Raw genomic sequence first — 15,218 nt, 5'->3', positions numbered from 1 at the left:
ACGATCAGCGTCGTCGTGACCAATGCCGCACCTGTCGCCAATCCCGATACCGCCAGCACGCGGGAAGACACCCCGGTCAGCGGCAACGTCCTGACCAACGACACCGACAGCGACTCGGGCGACAGCAAGACCGTCACCCAGTTCGTGGTCGACGGCGTGACGGTCACCGTTCCCGCCGGCGCAGTCGGCGGTAGCACCCTGATCGCCGGCGTCGGCACGCTGACGCTAAAGGCGGATGGCAGCTACACTTTCACGCCTCTGGCCGACTGGAATGGCAGCGTTCCGGTCGTAACCTACACCGTTCGTGACACGGTCGGCGCGACCGCCAGCAGTACGCTGGCAATTGCCGTCACGCCGGTGGCCGACATCACCGCGGACAGCGTCACCACCAACAGCACGGGGTTAGTGACCTTCGATCCGCTCACCGGCACGAACGGCGCCAGCGCCGACAACTTCGAAGACCCGGCGGCGGCCATCACGGCCATCGGTGCTCCTGGGCAAGGCACCGCCGTGCTCAATCCCGACGGCACGATCACCTACACCCCGACGCCGGGCTACGTCGGACCGGACAGCTTCAGCTATACCGTCAGCAGCGGTGGCGTCAGCGAGATCGCGACGATCAGCGTCGTCGTCACCAATGCCGCCCCCGTCGCCAACCCCGATACCGCCAGCACGCCGGAGGACACCCCCGTCAGCGGCAACGTCCTGACCAACGACACAGACAGCGACCCGGGCGACAGCAAGACCGTCACCCAGTTCGTGGTCGACGGCGTGACGGTCACAGTTCCCGCTGGCGCAGTCGGCGGTAGCACCCTGATCGCCGGCGTCGGCACGCTGACGCTCAAGGCGGATGGCAGCTACAGTTTCACGCCTTTGGCGGACTGGAATGGCAACGTTCCAACGGTGACCTACAGCATTCGTGACGTTGCCGGCGCGGCCGCCAGCAGCACGCTGGAACTTGCCGTCACGCCGGTGGCCGACATCACCGCGGACAGCGTCACCACCAACAGCACGGGGTCAGTGACCTTCGATCCGCTCACCGGCACGAACAGCGCCAGCGCCGACAACTTCGAAGATCCTGCGGCGGCGATCACGGCCATCGGTGCTCCTGGGCAAGGCAGCGCCGTGCTCAATCCCGACGGCACGATCACCTACACCCCGACGCCGGGCTACGTGGGACCGGACAGCTTCAGCTATACCGTCAGCAGCGGTGGCGTCAGCGAGATCGCGACGATCAGCGTCGTCGTCACCAATGCCGTACCTGTTGCCAACCCCGATACCGCCAGCACGCCGGAAGACACCCCCGTCAGCGGCAACGTCCTGACCAACGACACCGACAGCGACTCGGGCGACAGCAAGACCGTCACCCAGTTCGTGGTCGACGGCGTGACGGTCACCGTTCCCGCCGGCGCAGTCGGCGGTAGCACCCTGATCGCCGGCGTCGGCAACCTGACCGTCAAGGCGGATGGCAGCTACACTTTCACGCCTCTGGCCGACTGGAATGGCAGCGTTCCGGTCGTGACCTACAGCATTCGTGACGTTGCCGGCGCGACCGCCAGCAGTACGCTGGAAATCATCGTCACTGCGGTTGCCGACATCACCGCCGACAGCGTCACTACCAGCAGCACTGCAGCGCTCGTGTTCGATCCACTCAACGGAAGCAACGGCGCCAGCGCCGACAACTTCGAAGACCCGGCGGCAGCAGTTACGGCCATCGGTGCTCCTGGGCAAGGCACCGCCGTGCTCAATCCCGACGGCACCATCACCTACACCCCGACGCCGGGCTACGTTGGACCGGACAGCTTCAGCTATACCGTCAGCAGCGGTGGCGTCAGCGAGACCGCGACGATCAGCGTCGTCGTCACCAATGCCGCACCTGTCGCCAATCCCGATACCGCCAGCACGCCGGAAGACACCCCCGTCAGCGGCAACGTCCTGACCAACGACACCGACAGCGACTCGGGCGACAGCAAGACCGTCACCCAGTTCGTGGTCGACGGCGTGACGATTGTCGTCCCGGCAGGGGCGGTCGGTGCCACCACAAGCATCGCCGGCGTCGGCAACCTGACCGTCAAGGCCGATGGCAGCTACAGCTTCAGCCCGTTGGCTGACTGGAATGGCAACGTTCCGACGGTGACCTACACCGTTCGTGACACGGTCGGCGCGACCGCCAGCAGCACGCTGGAACTTGCCGTCACGCCGGTGGCCGACATCACCGCGGACAGCGTCACCACCAACAGCACTGCAGCGCTCGTGTTCGATCCTCTCGCCGGAACGAACGGCGCCACCGCCGACAACTTCGAAGACCCGGCGGCGGCAATCACGGCCATTGGCATGCCAGCCCACGGCAGCGCCGTGCTCAATCCCGACGGCACCATCACTTACACCCCGACGCCGGGCTACGTCGGACCGGACAGCTTCAGCTATATCGTCAGCAGCGGTGGCGTCAGCGAGACCGCGACGATCAGCGTCGTCGTCACCAATGCCGCACCTGTCGCCAACCCCGATACCGCCAGCACGCCGGAAGACACCTTCGTCAGCGGCAACGTCCTGACCAACGACACCGACAGCGACCCGGGCGACAGCAAGACCGTCACCCAGTTCGTGGTCGACGGCGTGACGGTCACCGTTCCCGCCGGCGCAGTCGGCGGTAGCACCCTGATCGCCGGCGTCGGCACGCTGACGCTCAAGGCGGATGGCAGCTACAGTTTCACGCCTTTGGCGGACTGGAATGGCAGCGTTCCGGTCGTAACCTACACCGTTCGTGACACGGTCGGCGCGACCGCCAGCAGTACGCTGGCAATTGCCGTCACGCCGGTGGCCGACATCACCGCGGACAGCGTCACCACCAACAGCACGGGGTCAGTGACCTTCGATCCGCTCACCGGCACGAACGGCGCCACCGCCGACAACTTCGAAGATCCGGCGGCAGCAGTTACGGCCATCGGTGCTCCTGGGCAAGGCACCGCCGTGCTCAATCCCGACGGCACGATCACCTACACCCCGACCCCGGGCTACGTCGGACCGGACAGCTTCAGCTATATCGTCAGCAGCGGTGGCGTCAGCGAGACCGCGACGATCAGCGTCGTCGTCACCAATGCCGCCCCAGTCGCCAACCCCGATACCGCCAGCACGCCGGAAGACACCTTCGTCAGCGGCAACGTCCTGACCAACGACACCGACAGCGACCCGGACGATAGCAAGACCGTCACCCAGTTCGTGGTCGACGGCGTGACGGTCACCGTTCCCGCCGGCGCAGTTGGCGGTAGCACCCTGATCGCCGGCGTCGGCACGCTGACGCTCAAGGCGGATGGCAGCTACAGTTTCACGCCTTTGGCGGACTGGAATGGCAACGTTCCGACGGTGACCTACACGCTTCGTGACGTTGCCAGCGCGACCGCCAGCAGTACGCTGGCAATTGCCGTCACGCCGGTGGCCGACATCACCGCGGACAGCGTCACCACCAACAGCACGGGGTTAGTGACCTTCGATCCGCTCACCGGCACGAACGGCGCCAGCGCCGACAACTTCGAAGATCCGGCGGCGGCAATCATGGCCATTGGCATGCCAGCCCACGGCACCGCCGTGCTCAACCCCGACGGCACGATCACCTACACCCCGACGCCGGGCTACGTTGGACCGGACAGCTTCAGCTATACCGTCAGCAGCGGTGGCGTCAGCGAGACCGCGACGATCAGCGTCGTCGTGACCAATGCCGCACCTGTCGCCAATCCCGATACCGCCAGCACGCCGGAAGACACCCCGGTCAGCGGCAACGTCCTGACCAACGACACCGACAGCGACTCGGACGACAGCAAGACCGTCACCCAGTTCGTGGTCGACGGCGTGACGATTGTCGTCCCGGCAGGGGCGGTCGGTGCCAGCACAAGCATCGCCGGCGTCGGCAACCTGACCGTCAAGGCGGATGGCAGCTACAGCTTCAGCCCGTTGGCCGACTGGAATGGCAACGTTCCGACGGTGACCTACAGCATTCGTGACGTTGCCGGCGCGACCGCCAGCAGCACGCTGGAACTTGCCGTCACGGCGGTCGCCGACATCACCGCCGACAGCGTCACTACCAGCAGCACTGCAGCGCTCGTGTTCGATCCTCTCGCCGGAACGAAGGGCGCCACAGCCGACAACTTCGAGGATCCTGCGGCGGCAATCACGGCCATTGGCATGCCAGCCCACGGCAGCGCCGTGCTCAACCCCGACGGCACCATCACTTACACCCCGACGCCGGGCTACGTTGGACCGGACAGCTTCAGCTATACCGTCAGCAGCGGTGGCGTCAGCGAGATCGCGACGATCAGCGTCGTCGTCACCAATGCCGTACCTGTTGCCAACCCCGACACCGCCAGCACGCCGGAAGACACCCCCGTCAGCGGCCACGTCCTGACCAACGACACCGACAGCGACTCGGACGACAGCAAGACCGTTATCGGCTTCGTCGTCGATGGGGTGAGCGTGGCCGTCCCGGCAGGGGCGGTCGGTGCCACCACAAGCATCGCCGGCGTCGGCAACCTGACCGTCAAGGCCGATGGCAGCTACAGCTTCAGCCCGTTGGCTGACTGGAATGGCAACGTTCCAACGGTGACCTACACCGTTCGTGACACGGTCGGCGCGACCGCCAGCAGCACGCTGGCAATTGCCGTCACGCCGGTCGCCGACATCACGGCCGACAGCGTCACCACCAACAGCACGGGGTCAGTGACTTTCAATCCGCTCACCGGCACGAACGGCGCCACTGCCGACAACTTCGAAGACCCGGCGGCAGCAATCACGGCCATTGGCATGCCAGCCCACGGCAGCGCCGTGCTCAACCCCGACGGCACGATCACCTACACCCCGACGCCGGGCTACGTTGGACCGGACAGCTTCAGCTATACCGTCAGCAGCGGTGGCGTCAGCGAGACCGCGACGATCAGCGTCGTCGTCACCAATGCCGCACCTGTCGCCAATCCCGATACCGCCAGCACGCCGGAGGACACCCCGGTCAGCGGCAACGTCCTGACCAACGACACCGACAGCGACCCGGGCGACAGCAAGACCGTCACCCAGTTCGTGGTCGACGGCGTGACGATTGTCGTCCCGGCAGGGGCGGTCGGTGCCACCACAAGCATCGCCGGCGTCGGCAACCTGACCGTCAAGGCCGATGGCAGCTACAGCTTCAGCCCGTTGGCTGACTGGAATGGCAACGTTCCAACGGTGACCTACACCGTTCGTGACATGGTCGGCGCGACCGCCAGCAGCACGCTGGAACTTGCCGTCACGCCGGTCGCCGACATCACCGCGGACAGCGTCACCACCAGCAGCACGGGGTCAGTGACTTTCGATCCGCTCACCGGAACGAACGGCGCCACCGCCGACAACTTCGAAGACCCGGCGGCGGCAATCACGGCCATTGGCATGCCAGCCCACGGCACCGCCGTGCTCAATCCCGACGGCACGATCACCTACACCCCGACGCCGGGCTACGTCGGACCGGACAGCTTCAGCTATACCGTCAGCAGCGGTGGCGTCAGCGAGACCGCGACGATCAGCGTCGTCGTCACCAATGCCGCCCCCGTCGCCAACCCCGATACCGCCAGCACGCCGGAGGACACCCCCGTCAGCGGCAACGTCCTGACCAACGACACAGACAGCGACCCGGACGACAGCAAGACCGTCACCCAGTTCGTGGTCGACGGCGTGACGGTCACAGTTCCCGCTGGCGCAGTCGGCGGTAGCACCCTGATCGCCGGCGTCGGCACGCTGACGCTCAAGGCGGATGGCAGCTACAGTTTCACGCCTTTGGCGGACTGGAATGGCAACGTTCCAACGGTGACCTACAGCATTCGTGACGTTGCCGGCGCGGCCGCCAGCAGCACGCTGGAACTTGCCGTCACGCCGGTGGCCGACATCACCGCGGACAGCGTCACCACCAACAGCACGGGGTCAGTGACCTTCGATCCGCTCACCGGCACGAACAGCGCCAGCGCCGACAACTTCGAAGACCCTGCGGCGGCGATCACGGCCATCGGTGCTCCTGGGCAAGGCAGCGCCGTGCTCAATCCCGACGGCACCATCACTTACACCCCGACGCCGGGCTACGTCGGACCGGACAGCTTCAGCTATATCGTCAGCAGCGGTGGCGTCAGCGAGACCGCGACGATCAGCGTCGTCGTCACCAATGCCGCACCTGTCGCCAACCCCGATACCGCCAGCACGCCGGAAGACACCTTCGTCAGCGGCAACGTCCTGACCAACGACACCGACAGCGACCCGGGCGACAGCAAGACCGTCACCCAGTTCGTGGTCGACGGCGTGACGGTCACCGTTCCCGCCGGCGCAGTCGGCGGTAGCACCCTGATCGCCGGCGTCGGCACGCTGACGCTCAAGGCGGATGGCAGCTACAGTTTCACGCCTTTGGCGGACTGGAATGGCAGCGTTCCGACGGTGACCTACACGCTTCGTGACGTTGCCGGCGCGACCGCCAGCAGCACGCTGGAAATCATCGTCACTGCGGTCGCCGACATCACAGCCGACAGCGTCACTACCAGCAGCACTGCAGCGCTCGTGTTCGATCCTCTCGCCGGAACGAACGGCGCCACCGCCGACAACTTCGAAGATCCGGCGGCAGCAGTTACGGCCATCGGTGCTCCTGGGCAAGGCACCGCCGTGCTCAATCCCGACGGCACGATCACCTACACCCCGACGCCGGGCTACGTGGGACCGGACAGCTTCAGCTATACCGTCAGCAGCGGTGGCGTCAGCGAGATCGCGACGATCAGCGTCGTCGTCACCAATGCCGTACCTGTTGCCAACCCCGACACCGCCAGCACGCCGGAAGACACCCCGGTCAGCGGCAACGTCCTGACCAACGATACCGACAGCGACCCGGGCGATAGCAAGACCGTCACCCAGTTCGTGGTCGACGGCGTGACGATTGTCGTCCCGGCAGGGGCGGTCGGTGCCACCACAAGCATCGCCGGCGTCGGCAACCTGACCGTCAAGGCGGATGGCAGCTACAGCTTCAGCCCGTTGGCGGACTGGAATGGCAGCGTTCCGACGGTGACGTACACGCTTCGTGACGTTGCCGGCGCGACCGCCAGCAGCACGCTGGAAATCATCGTCACTGCGGTCGCCGACATCACCGCCGACAGCGTCACTACCAGCAGCACTGCAGCGCTCGTGTTTGATCCTCTCGCCGGCACGAACGGCGCCACCGCCGACAACTTCGAAGATCCGGCGGCAGCAGTTACGGCCATCGGTGCTCCTGGGCAAGGCACCGCCGTGCTCAATCCCGACGGCACGATTACCTACACCCCGACCCCGGGCTACGTCGGACCGGACAGCTTCAGCTATACCGTCAGCAGCGGTGGCGTCAGCGAGACCGCGACGATCAGCGTCGTCGTGACCAATGCCGCCCCAGTCGCCAACCCCGATACCGCCAGCACGCCGGAAGACACCTTCGTCAGCGGCAACGTCCTGACCAACGACACCGACAGCGACCCGGACGATAGCAAGACCGTCACCCAGTTCGTGGTCGACGGCGTGACGGTCACAGTTCCCGCTGGCGCAGTCGGCGGTAGCACCCTGATCGCCGGCGTCGGCAACCTGACCGTCAAGGCCGATGGCAGCTACACTTTCACGCCTCTGGCCGACTGGAATGGCAGCGTTCCGGTCGTGACCTACAGCATTCGTGACACGGTCGGCGCGACCGCCAGCAGTACGCTGGAAATCATCGTCACTGCGGTTGCCGACATCACCGCCGACAGCGTCACTACCAGCAGCACTGCAGCGCTCGTGTTCGATCCGCTCAACGGAAGCAACGGCGCCACCGCCGACAACTTCGAAGACCCGGCGGCGGCAATCACGGCCATTGGCATGCCAGCCCACGGCAGCGCCGTGCTCAATCCCGACGGCACCATCACTTACACCCCGACGCCGGGCTACGTCGGACCGGACAGCTTCAGCTATACCGTCAGCAGCGGTGGCGTCAGCGAGACCGCGACGATCAGCGTCGTCGTCACCAATGCCGCACCTGTCGCCAACCCCGATACCGCCAGCACGCCGGAAGACACCCCCGTCAGCGGCAACGTCCTGACCAACGACACCGACAGCGACCCGGGCGACAGCAAGACCGTCACCCAGTTCGTGGTCGACGGCGTGACGATTGTCGTCCCGGCAGGGGCGGTCGGTGCCACCACAAGCATCGCCGGCGTCGGCAACCTGACCGTCAAGGCCGATGGCAGCTACAGCTTCAGCCCGTTGGCTGACTGGAATGGCAACGTTCCAACGGTGACCTACACCGTTCGTGACATGGTCGGCGCGACCGCCAGCAGCACGCTGGAACTTGCCGTCACGCCGGTGGCCGACATCACCGCGGACAGCGTCACCACTAACAGCACGGGGTCAGTGACTTTCGATCCTCTCGCCGGAACGAACGGCGCCACAGCCGACAACTTCGAAGACCCGGCGGCGGCGGTCACGGCCATCGGTGCTCCTGGGCAAGGCACCGCCGTGCTCAACCCCGACGGCACGATCACCTACACCCCGACGCCGGGCTACGTTGGACCGGACAGCTTCAGCTATACCGTCAGCAGCGGTGGCGTCAGCGAGACCGCGACGATCAGCGTCGTCGTCACCAATGCCGCCCCCGTCGCCAACCCCGATACCGCCAGCACGCCGGAAGACACCCCGGTCAGCGGCAACGTCCTGACCAACGACACCGACAGCGACCCGGGCGACAGCAAGACCGTCACCCAGTTCGTGGTCGACGGCGTGACGGTCACCGTTCCCGCCGGCGCAGTCGGCGGTAGCACCCTGATCGCCGGCGTCGGCACGCTGACGCTCAAGGCGGATGGCAGCTACAGTTTCACGCCTTTGGCGGACTGGAATGGCAGCGTTCCGACGGTGACGTACACGCTTCGTGACGTTGCCGGCGCGACCGCCAGCAGCACGCTGGAAATCATCGTCACTGCGGTCGCCGACATCACCGCCGACAGCGTCACTACCAGCAGCACTGCAGCGCTCGTGTTTGATCCTCTCGCCGGAACGAACGGCGCCACAGGCGACAACTTCGAAGATCCGGCGGCGGCCATCACGGCCATCGGTGCTCCTGGGCAAGGCACCGCCGTGCTCAATCCCGACGGCACGATCACCTACACCCCGACCCCGGGCTACGTCGGACCGGACAGCTTCAGCTATACCGTCAGCAGCGGTGGCGTCAGCGAGACCGCGACGATCAGCGTCGTCGTCACCAATGCCGCACCTGTCGCCAACCCCGACACCGCCAGCACGCCGGAAGACACCCCCGTCAGCGGCAACGTCCTGACCAACGACACAGACAGCGACCCGGGCGACAGCAAGACCGTCACCCAGTTCGTGGTCGACGGCGTGACGATTGTCGTCCCGGCAGGGGCGGTCGGTGCCACCACAAGCATCGCCGGCGTCGGCAACCTGACCGTCAAGGCCGATGGCAGCTACAGCTTCAGCCCGTTGGCTGACTGGAATGGCAACGTTCCAACGGTGACCTACACCGTTCGTGACATGGTCGGCGCGACCGCCAGCAGCACGCTGGAACTTGCCGTCACGCCGGTCGCCGACATCACCGCGGACAGCGTCACCACCAGCAGCACGGGGTCAGTGACTTTCGATCCGCTCACCGGAACGAACGGCGCCACCGCCGACAACTTCGAAGACCCGGCGGCGGCAATCACGGCCATTGGCATGCCAGCCCACGGCACCGCCGTGCTCAATCCCGACGGCACGATCACCTACACCCCGACGCCGGGCTACGTCGGACCGGACAGCTTCAGCTATACCGTCAGCAGCGGTGGCGTCAGCGAGACCGCGACGATCAGCGTCGTCGTGACCAATGCCGCACCTGTCGCCAATCCCGATACCGCCAGCACGCGGGAAGACACCCCGGTCAGCGGCAACGTCCTGACCAACGACACCGACAGCGACTCGGGCGACAGCAAGACCGTCACCCAGTTCGTGGTCGACGGCGTGACGGTCACCGTTCCCGCCGGCGCAGTCGGCGGTAGCACCCTGATCGCCGGCGTCGGCACGCTGACGCTAAAGGCGGATGGCAGCTACACTTTCACGCCTCTGGCCGACTGGAATGGCAGCGTTCCGGTCGTAACCTACACCGTTCGTGACACGGTCGGCGCGACCGCCAGCAGTACGCTGGCAATTGCCGTCACGCCGGTGGCCGACATCACCGCGGACAGCGTCACCACCAACAGCACGGGGTTAGTGACCTTCGATCCGCTCACCGGCACGAACGGCGCCAGCGCCGACAACTTCGAAGACCCGGCGGCGGCCATCACGGCCATCGGTGCTCCTGGGCAAGGCACCGCCGTGCTCAATCCCGACGGCACGATCACCTACACCCCGACGCCGGGCTACGTCGGACCGGACAGCTTCAGCTATACCGTCAGCAGCGGTGGCGTCAGCGAGATCGCGACGATCAGCGTCGTCGTCACCAATGCCGCCCCCGTCGCCAACCCCGATACCGCCAGCACGCCGGAAGACACCCCCGTCAGCGGCAACGTCCTGACCAACGACACCGACAGCGACTCGGGCGACAGCAAGACCGTCACCCAGTTCGTGGTCGACGGCGTGACGATTGTCGTCCCGGCAGGGGCGGTCGGTGCCACCACAAGCATCGCCGGCGTCGGCAACCTGACCGTCAAGGCCGATGGCAGCTACAGCTTCAGCCCGTTGGCTGACTGGAATGGCAACGTTCCGACGGTGACCTACACCGTTCGTGACACGGTCGGCGCGACCGCCAGCAGCACGCTGGAAATCATCGTCACTGCGGTCGCCGACATCACCGCCGACAGCGTCACTACCAGCAGCACTGCAGCGCTCGTGTTCGATCCTCTCGCCGGAACGAACGGCGCCACCGCCGACAACTTCGAAGATCCGGCGGCAGCGATCACGGCCATCGGTGCTCCTGGGCAAGGCACCGCCGTGCTCAATCCCGACGGCACGATCACCTACACCCCGACGCCGGGCTACGTCGGACCGGACAGCTTCAGCTATACCGTCAGCAGCGGTGGCGTCAGCGAGACCGCGACGATCAGCGTCGTCGTGACCAATGCCGCCCCCGTCGCCAACCCCGATACCGCCAGCACGCCGGAAGACACCCCGGTCAGCGGCAACGTCCTGACCAACGACACCGACAGCGACTCGGGCGACAGCAAGACCGTCACCCAGTTCGTGGTCGACGGCGTGACGGTCACCGTTCCCGCCGGCGCAGTCGGCGGTAGCACCCTGATCGCCGGCGTCGGCACGCTGACGCTAAAGGCGGATGGCAGCTACACTTTCACGCCTCTGGCCGACTGGAATGGCAGCGTTCCGGTCGTAACCTACACCGTTCGTGACACGGTCGGCGCGACCGCCAGCAGTACGCTGGCAATTGCCGTCACGCCGGTGGCCGACATCACCGCGGACAGCGTCACCACCAACAGCACGGGGTCAGTGACCTTCGATCCGCTCACCGGCACGAACGGCGCCAGCGCCGACAACTTCGAAGATCCTGCGGCGGCGATCACGGCCATCGGTGCTCCTGGGCAAGGCACCGCCGTGCTCAATCCCGACGGCACGATCACCTACACCCCGACGCCGGGCTACGTCGGACCGGACAGCTTCAGCTATATCGTCAGCAGCGGTGGCGTCAGCGAGACCGCGACGATCAGCGTCGTCGTCACCAATGCCGCCCCAGTCGCCAACCCCGATACCGCCAGCACGCCGGAAGACACCTTCGTCAGCGGCAACGTCCTGACCAACGACACCGACAGCGACCCGGACGATAGCAAGACCGTCACCCAGTTCGTGGTCGACGGCGTGACGGTCACCGTTCCCGCCGGCGCAGTTGGCGGTAGCACCCTGATCGCCGGCGTCGGCACGCTGACGCTCAAGGCGGATGGCAGCTACAGTTTCACGCCTTTGGCGGACTGGAATGGCAACGTTCCAACGGTGACCTACAGCATTCGTGACGTTGCCGGCGCGGCCGCCAGCAGCACGCTGGAACTTGCCGTCACGCCGGTGGCCGACATCACCGCGGACAGCGTCACCACCAACAGCACGGGGTCAGTGACCTTCGATCCGCTCACCGGCACGAACGGCGCCACAGGCGACAACTTCGAAGATCCGGCGGCGGCCATCACGGCCATCGGTGCTCCTGGGCAAGGCAGCGCCGTGCTCAACCCCGACGGCACCATCACTTACACCCCGACGCCGGGCTACGTCGGACCGGACAGCTTCAGCTATACCGTCAGCAGCGGTGGCGTCAGCGAGACCGCGACGATCAGCGTCGTCGTCACCAATGCCGCACCTGTCGCCAACCCCGATACCGCCAGCACGCCGGAAGACACCCCCGTCAGCGGCAACGTCCTGACCAACGACACCGACAGCGACCCGGGCGACAGCAAGACCGTCACCCAGTTCGTGGTCGACGGCGTGACGATTGTCGTCCCGGCAGGGGCGGTCGGTGCCACCACAAGCATCGCCGGCGTCGGCAACCTGACCGTCAAGGCCGATGGCAGCTACAGCTTCAGCCCGTTGGCTGACTGGAATGGCAACGTTCCAACGGTGACCTACACCGTTCGTGACATGGTCGGCGCGACCGCCAGCAGCACGCTGGAACTTGCCGTCACGCCGGTGGCCGACATCACCGCGGACAGCGTCACCACTAACAGCACGGGGTCAGTGACTTTCGATCCTCTCGCCGGAACGAACGGCGCCACAGCCGACAACTTCGAAGACCCGGCGGCGGCGGTCACGGCCATCGGTGCTCCTGGGCAAGGCACCGCCGTGCTCAACCCCGACGGCACGATCACCTACACCCCGACGCCGGGCTACGTTGGACCGGACAGCTTCAGCTATACCGTCAGCAGCGGTGGCGTCAGCGAGACCGCGACGATCAGCGTCGTCGTCACCAATGCCGCCCCCGTCGCCAACCCCGATACCGCCAGCACGCCGGAAGACACCCCGGTCAGCGGCAACGTCCTGACCAACGACACCGACAGCGACCCGGGCGACAGCAAGACCGTCACCCAGTTCGTGGTCGACGGCGTGACGGTCACAGTTCCCGCTGGCGCAGTCGGCGGTAGCACCCTGATCGCCGGCGTCGGCAACCTGACCGTCAAGGCGGATGGCAGCTACAGCTTCAGCCCGTTGGCGGACTGGAATGGCAGCGTTCCGACGGTGACCTACACGCTTCGTGACGTTGCCGGCGCGACCGCCAGCAGCACGCTGGAAATCATCGTCACTGCGGTCGCCGACATCACCGCCGACAGCGTCACTACCAGCAGCACTGCAGCGCTCGTGTTCGATCCTCTCGCCGGAACGAACGGCGCCACCGCCGACAACTTCGAAGATCCGGCGGCAGCGATCACGGCCATCGGTGCTCCTGGGCAAGGCAGCGCCGTGCTCAATCCCGACGGCACGATCACCTACACCCCGACGCCGGGCTACGTGGGACCGGACAGCTTCAGCTATACCGTCAGCAGCGGTGGCGTCAGCGAGATCGCGACGATCAGCGTCGTCGTCACCAATGCCGTACCTGTTGCCAACCCCGACACCGCCAGCACGCCGGAAGACACCCCCGTCAGCGGCCACGTCCTGACCAACGACACCGACAGCGACTCGGACGACAGCAAGACCGTCACCCAGTTCGTGGTCGACGGCGTGACGGTCACCGTTCCCGCCGGCGCAGTTGGCGGTAGCACCCTGATCGCCGGCGTCGGCAACCTGACCGTCAAGGCGGATGGCAGCTACAGCTTCAGCCCGTTGGCTGACTGGAATGGCAACGTTCCGGTCGTGACCTACACCGTTCGTGACACGGTCGGCGCGACCGCCAGCAGCACGCTGGCAATTGCCGTCACGCCGGTCGCCGACATCACAGCCGACAGCGTCACCACCAACAGCACTGCAGCGCTCGTGTTCGATCCGCTCAACGGAAGCAACGGCGCCACCGCCGACAACTTCGAAGACCCGGCGGCGGCAATCACGGCCATTGGCATGCCAGCCCACGGCACCGCCGTGCTCAATCCCGACGGCACCATCACTTACACCCCGACGCCGGGCTACGTTGGACCGGACAGCTTCAGCTATACCGTCAGCAGCGGTGGCGTCAGCGAGACCGCGACGATCAGCGTCGTCGTCACCAATGCCGCCCCCGTCGCCAACCCCGATACCGCCAGCACGCCGGAAGACACCCCGGTCAGCGGCAACGTCCTGACCAACGACACTGACAGCGACTCGGGCGACAGCAAGACCGTTATCGGCTTCGTCGTCGATGGGGTGAGCGTGGCCGTCCCGGCAGGCGGCGTCGGCGGCAGCACGACCATCGCCGGCGTCGGCGACTTGAGCTTCCAGGCCGACGGCAGCTACCGCTTTACGCCGCTGCCCGACTGGAACGGCAGGGTGCCGACAGTGAGCTATACCGTTCGCGATACCGCCGGCGCGATCGCCAGCAGTAGCCTGGAAATTACCGTCATACCGCTTCCCGATAGCAGAGTTCCGCCTTACGTTTTCGAAAACTTTGATGTCGCGCGCTGGCTGGACGCGGATCGTATCGAGCGGATTTTCGAGCCCATCGAACAGCCTTTCATCCCTGCTCAGTATGTCTTGCAGCAAGTGGCCAGAGCGCAGGAATCCCTGGCCGAGGCGGTCGCCGCGCTGCTTGGCGTATACGATGCGCGGCAGGCTGGCGAGATACGGTCATTGCTACGCGACTTCTACCAAACGATGACGCCAGGGCAGTTCGTCCTTGACCAGGGCGTTGCGTTCTCGCGGGAACTGCTTGCCGAGTTGCAGCAGCGTGCACTGTTGAGCAGCCACATGGCAGTCGGTGGCGAAAGCTTGTATGACGATTTTTCGATCTTTTCGCCACTCAAGATCGCGGCGGACCCGGGTGGACTGCCAACGGACGGAGGAATACCTTCCGCCGCGGCAGATTTCGCCACGGCGGAAGAGGCGGCTGCCTTGCCTGAGTTGGCGAATGTGGGCAACACGGCGGCCGCGCTCAAGCCAGTTGCCGGAACGGAGGCCGCAGACGGGATCGCGCGGGGCGCCGGGAGCCAGGGCAGCGCCGCCGACCGCTTGCTGCCGCCCGTGCTGGCAGCGCCCAGACCGACGCCAGCCGCTGTTGCCCGTTCCTTCAGTGAACAATTGCGGCAGAGCCAGAGCGCGCGGCAACGCATTCCACTCGTCTAGAA

At 66.1% G+C, this 15,218-nt stretch carries 1 protein-coding gene; it reads left to right on the top strand.

What is annotated here, in order from left to right:
• The first annotated feature begins 3 nt into the window (after positions 1 to 3).
• Positions 4 to 15,216 (top strand): Ig-like domain-containing protein, encoded by a 15,213-nt coding sequence (locus V5B40_RS19005; protein WP_332355965.1) that lies wholly within the window; start codon positions 4 to 6, stop codon positions 15,214 to 15,216.
• Positions 15,217 to 15,218: the final 2 nt, after the last annotated feature.

This window comes from Candidatus Accumulibacter meliphilus (assembly GCF_036625345.1).
Taxonomy (GTDB): domain Bacteria; phylum Pseudomonadota; class Gammaproteobacteria; order Burkholderiales; family Rhodocyclaceae; genus Accumulibacter; species Accumulibacter meliphilus.
The sequence above is the reverse complement of the archived record's forward strand: the minus strand, read 5'-3'. Positions and strand labels throughout refer to the sequence as shown.